The 5,681-nt window shown below is 67.5% G+C and carries 4 protein-coding genes and 3 pseudogenes; 5 read left to right on the forward strand and 2 right to left on the reverse strand.

Annotated elements, in window-relative coordinates:
- Positions 1–127 precede the first annotated feature (127 nt).
- A pseudogene (locus tag MXD57_RS30995) lies at positions 128–685 on the reverse strand (IS256 family transposase); the annotation flags it as partial.
- 108 nt (positions 686–793) lie between these two features.
- On the opposite strand from MXD57_RS30995, the gene MXD57_RS31000 reads away from it, so the two are divergent.
- Positions 794–2,449 (forward strand): IS4 family transposase, encoded by a 1,656-nt coding sequence (locus tag MXD57_RS31000; protein WP_250405544.1) that lies wholly within the window; start codon positions 794–796, stop codon positions 2,447–2,449.
- A 37-nt stretch (positions 2,450–2,486) separates the two neighbouring features.
- Here the strand turns inward: MXD57_RS31000 and MXD57_RS31005 are convergent.
- A pseudogene (locus tag MXD57_RS31005) lies at positions 2,487–2,645 on the reverse strand (transposase); the annotation flags it as partial.
- Between the two features lie 83 nt (positions 2,646–2,728).
- Between MXD57_RS31005 and MXD57_RS31010 the strand changes: the two are divergent.
- The 4 genes and pseudogenes from MXD57_RS31010 (at position 2,729) to MXD57_RS31020 (ending at position 5,491) form a co-directional block, all read left to right on the forward strand.
- On the forward strand, positions 2,729–3,286 hold the full coding sequence (locus MXD57_RS31010) for a transposase family protein (protein WP_250405545.1): 558 nt from the start codon (positions 2,729–2,731) through the stop codon (positions 3,284–3,286).
- A gap of 40 nt (positions 3,287–3,326) precedes the next feature.
- Positions 3,327–3,443: pseudogene (locus tag MXD57_RS32145) on the forward strand (hypothetical protein); the annotation flags it as partial.
- A gap of 177 nt (positions 3,444–3,620) precedes the next feature.
- Entirely contained in the window at positions 3,621–4,307 is a 687-nt protein-coding gene (locus tag MXD57_RS31015; protein ID WP_374114773.1) for a transposase, read from the forward strand.
- Between the two features lie 467 nt (positions 4,308–4,774).
- Positions 4,775–5,491 (forward strand): IS4 family transposase, encoded by a 717-nt coding sequence (locus MXD57_RS31020; RefSeq protein ID WP_374114774.1) that lies wholly within the window; start codon positions 4,775–4,777, stop codon positions 5,489–5,491.
- The last annotated feature ends 190 nt before the right edge of the window (positions 5,492–5,681 follow it).

Raw genomic sequence — 5,681 nt, forward strand, 5'->3', positions numbered from 1 at the left:
GCGAGCAGGCGTCGCCACCCTCAAGTCCTGGCGGCTCCTACGCAAACTACGGTGCTCGACCACCCGGATCACCAACCTCGTCAGGCCGGGCTCTGTCAAACGAGCGGTGTAACTGGGGTGGTTGGGTTTACTGGCGGGCCGCTGAGAGCCGGCCGTCGAAGGTGATGTCGAAGGCGTTCAGTGCGGTCTTCCAGCGCATGGTCCAGCGGGCCTGGCCCTTGCCGGTGGGGTCGAGCGACATGATCGCCATGTAGACGCACTTCAGGGCGGCCTGCTCGTTGGGGAAGTGGCCGCGGGCCTTGGCCGCTCGACGGATGCGGGCGTTGACCGACTCGATCGCGTTGGTGGTGCAGACGATGCGGCGGATCTCGGTGTCGAACCGCAGGAACGGAGTGAACTCCTCCCAGGCGTTCTCCCACAGTTTGACGATTGCCGGATACTTCCTGCCCCAGGCGTCGGCGAACTCCGCGAACCGCTCCAGGGCGGCCTCCTCGGTCGGAGCGGTGTAGACGGGCTTGAGGAGGCGGGCGATCTTGTCCCAGTCCTGGCGGGCGGCATAGCGGAAGGAGTTCCGCAGCAGGTGGACGACGCAGGTCTGCACGATCGTCCTCGGCCAGACCGTCTCCACCGCCTCGGGCAGGCCCTTGAGGCCGTCGCAGACGAGCATAAGCACGTCGCTCACGCCCAAGACCGCGGAGTTACGCATCCGCCGCATCCGTCAAGTGCGCTCCATGAGGGCGGGACCCCCGGTATGCAGGAGATCGACCAAGATCTGAATGCATGAGAGGTCCCGTTGGCCGACAAGTCTGCCACCGCTCCGCTGCTGTGTCCTGAGGATGTCGACGATGCCCTGCTCGCGCCCGGTCATCTCGGTGAGCTATCCCGCTACCTTCCGGTCGAGCTCGTGGACGCCGTCGTGGAAGAACGTCGGGCCATGGAACAGCGGCGGCGTCTGCTGCCGTCCCGGATCGGGGTGTACTTCGTGTTCGCCCTCTGCCTGTTTCCTGCCCTCGGCTACCGGCGCGTCTGGAGCAAGCTGGTCTGCGGCCTGGGGCGCCTGTGCTCCATCGAGCCCAGCGAGAAGGCGCTGAGGTGTCTGCGCAGGCGCTTGGGCCCCGGTCCGTTCCAGGCGCTGTTCTCGGTGGTCGCTGGTCCCCTCGCCCAACCGTCCACGCCCGGAGTGCGCTACCGGCGCTGGCGCACTGTGGCCTTCGACGCGTGCAGCGCGATCAAGGCACCTGACTCCGAGAGGAACCGGGCCTGGCTCGGCAGGATCCAGGCCCGCCTGGGATGGGCCGGCTACCCGCTGCTGCGGCTGACCACCCTGTGTGAGACGGGAACCCGCGGCTTGCTGGGCGCCGTGTTCGGGCCGACCAGCGAATACGAGACCACATACGCACGGCAGTTGCTGCCACTGCTGGACGAGAGCATGCTCCTACTGGCCGACCGAGGCTACGACGCCAACGAGTTCCTGGCCGACGCAGCCGGCACCGGGGCGCAGTTCGTCATCCGTATCACCGCCCGGCGCCGTCCGGCCGTGCTCGCCGTTCTGCCGGACGGCTCCTACCTGACCAGGCTCGGCACGCTGAAGGCCCGGGTCATCGACGCGACCGTCACCGTGAAGGTCGACGGCGGGGAGGAGACCCGCGAGCACTACCGCATCGCCACCACTCTCCTCGACCACCGCCGTGACCCCGCCGAGGCGCTGGTGAGGCTCTACCGGGAGCGGTGGGAGATCGAATCCGCCTATTACGCCCTGCGCCACACGCTCCAGGACGGCCTGGTGCTGCGCTCCCAGGACCGTGTCGGCCTGGAACAGGAGATGTGGGCTCAGCTGACGGTCTACCAGCTTCTGCGGACGGCCATGGTCGATGCCGTGGAGTCGCAGCCGGGCACTGACCCGGACCGGGCCAGTTTCACGATCGCCCTGGAAACCGCCCGCGAGCAGGTCGTGCTCGCACGCGCTGTCACCGGGGCGAGAGATTCCGGCGTATTGGTCGGTGCCATCGGACGGGCGGTCCTGGCCGAGCTGTTGCCATCGCGACGGCCCCGGACCAGCCCCCGCATCGTCAAAGCCGGACGCTCGCGCTATCCCTCCCGCCCGGCCGAGTCCCGCCCCCGGCAGAGCCGCTCGATCACCGGCCTGCACGTCCGCCTGCGGGCGGCGCCCGTTTCCCCTCCACCGCTGCCGACGGATCCGCACGGTGACCTCCGCAAGGCGGCGGCCGGGCTCCGGCCGATGGGTGCGGGCAACAGGAACAGAACCTTCCACCTCATGGCCGCCGACCCAGAGCGATCGTGGCGCCCCCGCGAGGTCGCCACGGCCCTGGGCATCCACAACGCCGCGAGCTTCGCCACCCAGATGAGCCAATGGGCAGCCGAGGGCCTCCTTCAGAAGATCTCCTACGGTACCTACAAGCTTGCTGACTCCTGGAGAAGCACGAGTTGACGGATGCGGCGGATGCGTAACTCCGCGCTCTTGCGCTCACGCCGCGGTTCTTGACCTCGGTGAGGATGTGCAGCCAGTGCTTGGCGCCTTCACCGCCGTCGCCGGCCCACAGGCCCAGGATCTCGCGCCGGCCTTCGGTGGTGACGGCCAGGGCCACATAGATGGGCCGGTTGGCGACGGCGCCATCGCGGATCTTGGTTCTGTCGACGATCTTGTGATCCGGACGGCTGAGCGGGTCGTGGCGACTGTTCGCGATCATGCATCGCGTGCTCTCGTGATGTGCTCTTGGAGCTGTTTCCGCACCTGTCCGCACTGCTGATCGAAGACGTCCAGCGGCGGCCGGACAAGGTGGTGCTGAGGACGCGGGCACGCGCGACGACCGCGGCCTGCCGGTGCGGCCAGGGCTCGGTGCGGGTGCACGGCCGGTACGTACGTCGGTTGCGTGACGTCGTCGTGGGCGGGCTCGGCGTCGTGATCGAGTTGTGCATGCGCCGATTCCGCTGCGAGAACCCTGACTGCACAGCGGTGACGTTTGCCGAACAGATCGGGGGGCTGACCACCCCGCACAGTCGCTATAGCCCGCTGCTGCGTGGGGTGTTAACGCGGGTCGGGCTGGCGCTGGCCGGCAGGGCAGGAGTCCGACTCGCGGCCGCGGCCGGTATCACCGTGGGCAAGGACACGCTGCTGCGGCTGGTCAGAGCCCTGCCGGATCCGGGGATCGGCGAGGTGGAGGTACTCGGTGTCGACGACTTCGCCTTCCGTAAAGGCCGCCACTACGGCACTGTGCTCATCGACATGGCCACCCACCGTCCACTACACCGTCTACGACGGACGTGAGGGAGAGGACCTGGCTGCCTGGCTCCGCGGCCACCCTGAGGTGAAGGTCATCTGCCGTGACCGTTCCGGCGGATACGCGGAAGGTGCACGGGTCGGGGCACCGCAGGCCGAGCAGGTCGCTGATCGCTATCACCTATGGGCCAACCTCGGCCAGGCGGTCGAGAAGTCGGTGAACGCCCATCGTTCCCGCCTGACCGAACCAGTTCCCGGGACCGACGGTGACTCCGATGCCCTGGAGGCGGAGCCCGAGGAGGTCCAGCCATCGACGGAGCTGAAGATCGTGACTCGATTGCGTGAGCAGCATGCCGCCGCCCACGAACTGTGGGAGAAGGGCATGTCCAAGGCGGCGATCGGCCGGAAACTCGGGCTGCACCAGGCCACCGTCCGCAAGCTGGTCAACGCCCGCTCCGCGGACGAAGTCGTCGCCAAGAGCCTGCAACGGGCACATATCGTCGATCCGTACGTCGGCCACCTGCACCGGCGCTGGAACGAGGGTGTCAGAAACGCCGCTCAGCTCTACCGCGAGATCCAACAACTGGGCTATCACGGTGGCGAGTTGGCCGTCCAGCGATATCTGCGGCGCTACCGAACCGGGCGGGGACATGCACCCGTCCCCGGCCCCAAGCCGCCATCGGTCCGGGAGGTCACCTCCTGGATCATGACCCACCCCGAGCACCTCCGGGACGAGGACGCCGGCAAGCTCCATCGCCTACGCAAACGGAATCCCGAGCTCGACCGGCTCACTATCCATGTCAGGAAGTTCGCCGCAATGATGACCGGACGCCACGGCGACCGCCTCGAAGACTGGATCACCAACGCCGAGCGGGACACGCTGACCCCGCTCGCGGGCTTCGCCCGCAACCTCCGCCGCGACTTCGACGCTGTCCGCAACGGACTGTCCCTGCCCCACAGTTCCGGCGCCGTCGAAGGCAACATCAACCGGCTGAAGATGCTGAAACGCCAGATGTTCGGCCGGGCCAGCCTCGATCTCCTACGCAAACGCGTCCTACTCGCACGGTGAGTCCGAACTGTCCGAATCACAAGATCGTCGACAGAACCCGGATCTTCACGTGGATGGCGTCGATGAAGACCACCGGATAGACGGGGCGGTTTCGATCAGTGGTTGCGAATCACCTGGTCAACGGCGTTGGAGCAAGTCTCTCATAGCCTCGGCGGGCGTCCTGTCCCCGAGAACGAGGCGGGGACGCCGGTCGGCTGATACGACGAGCTTGGGACGCGACCCGGTAGTGTGCACGCAGAAAGTGCCTTCCTGCTGTGATGACAGAAGCCCTAGACAAGCCTCATCATCCCAGCTCAGAGGGCACTTTCGCGTTCCCGCTCAAGATCCGGACACCAGCGCAAGTGAAACGCGGAGGTTAGGAGCAATACCGGTAACTTAGGGGCAAGCCGGTCGTTGTTGTTGATGTGGCAAGAGCAGGTCAACTGAAGTCACCTGGTGAGCGGTTGTCGGATCGGGTCGCGGTCGGGGTGCTGACACAGGCGTTCCCTCAGTCGCTGGTGGACGAGGTGTTGGCGGAGACGGGGCGGGTGCAGCAGCGGAACCGGCTGTTGCCGGCCCGGCTGGTGGTCTACTTCGTGTTGGCGATGTGCCTGTTCTCCGGGCAGAGCTATGAGGAGGTTGCCCGGCTGCTGACTGCGGGTTTGCAGGGTGCGCGGCGCTGGCGTGTGTCGTGGGTGGTGCCGAGTACGGCGGCGATCTGGAAAGCCAGGTCCCGGCTGGGGGTGGCGCCGTTGCGGCAGTTGTTCGCGCGGGTGTGCCGTCCGGTTGCCACACCGGACACTCAGGGCGCCTTCTACCGCGGCTGGCGGCTGACCGCGATCGACGGCACCACATTTGACCTGCCCGACACGAAGGCGAACGTGGAGGCGTTCGGCCGTCCGCCGCGCTCCGGGCGCGGCGAACAGGACGTCGGCTACCCGCAGTTGCGCATGGTCGGCCTGGTGGAGTGCGGTACTCACGCCGTATTCGATGCTGCGATCGGAGCTCTGCGTACCGGAGAGCGGGTTCTGGCCCGGGCGGTCCTGGTGTCCCTGCGGCCGGGCATGCTGCTGCTGGCCGACCGTGGTTTCTACGGCGTGGACCTGTGGCGCGAGGCAGCGGCCACGGGGGCGGACCTGCTGTGGCGAGTCCGCAAGGACCTCGTGCTGCCGGTGGTCGAGCAGTTGCCGGTCCAGGGTCTTTGAGAAGTGATCTTGTGTCCGGGTTCGTCATGCCAGGCCGAGGGCGGTGAGGGGGCGCAGGTGGTTTCGGGCTGTGTGGCGGAGGGCGGCTGCGATGTTGGTGTGGCCGTCCTGACGGTGGACGCCGATGGCGAGGTTGCGCAGGCCGGCCATGACGCGGGGTAGGTGGCGGGTGCGGATGTGCGAGGCGTCC

It is taken from the genome of Streptomyces cellostaticus (assembly GCF_023630175.1).
Lineage (GTDB): Bacteria > Actinomycetota > Actinomycetes > Streptomycetales > Streptomycetaceae > Streptomyces > Streptomyces cellostaticus_A.

Bases quoted from the DNA above. Each gene is read 5' to 3' on its own strand.
- MXD57_RS31015 (WP_374114773.1), top strand. From the start codon at position 3,621: ATGTCCAAGGCGGCGATCGGCCGGAAACTCGGGCTGCACCAGGCCACC.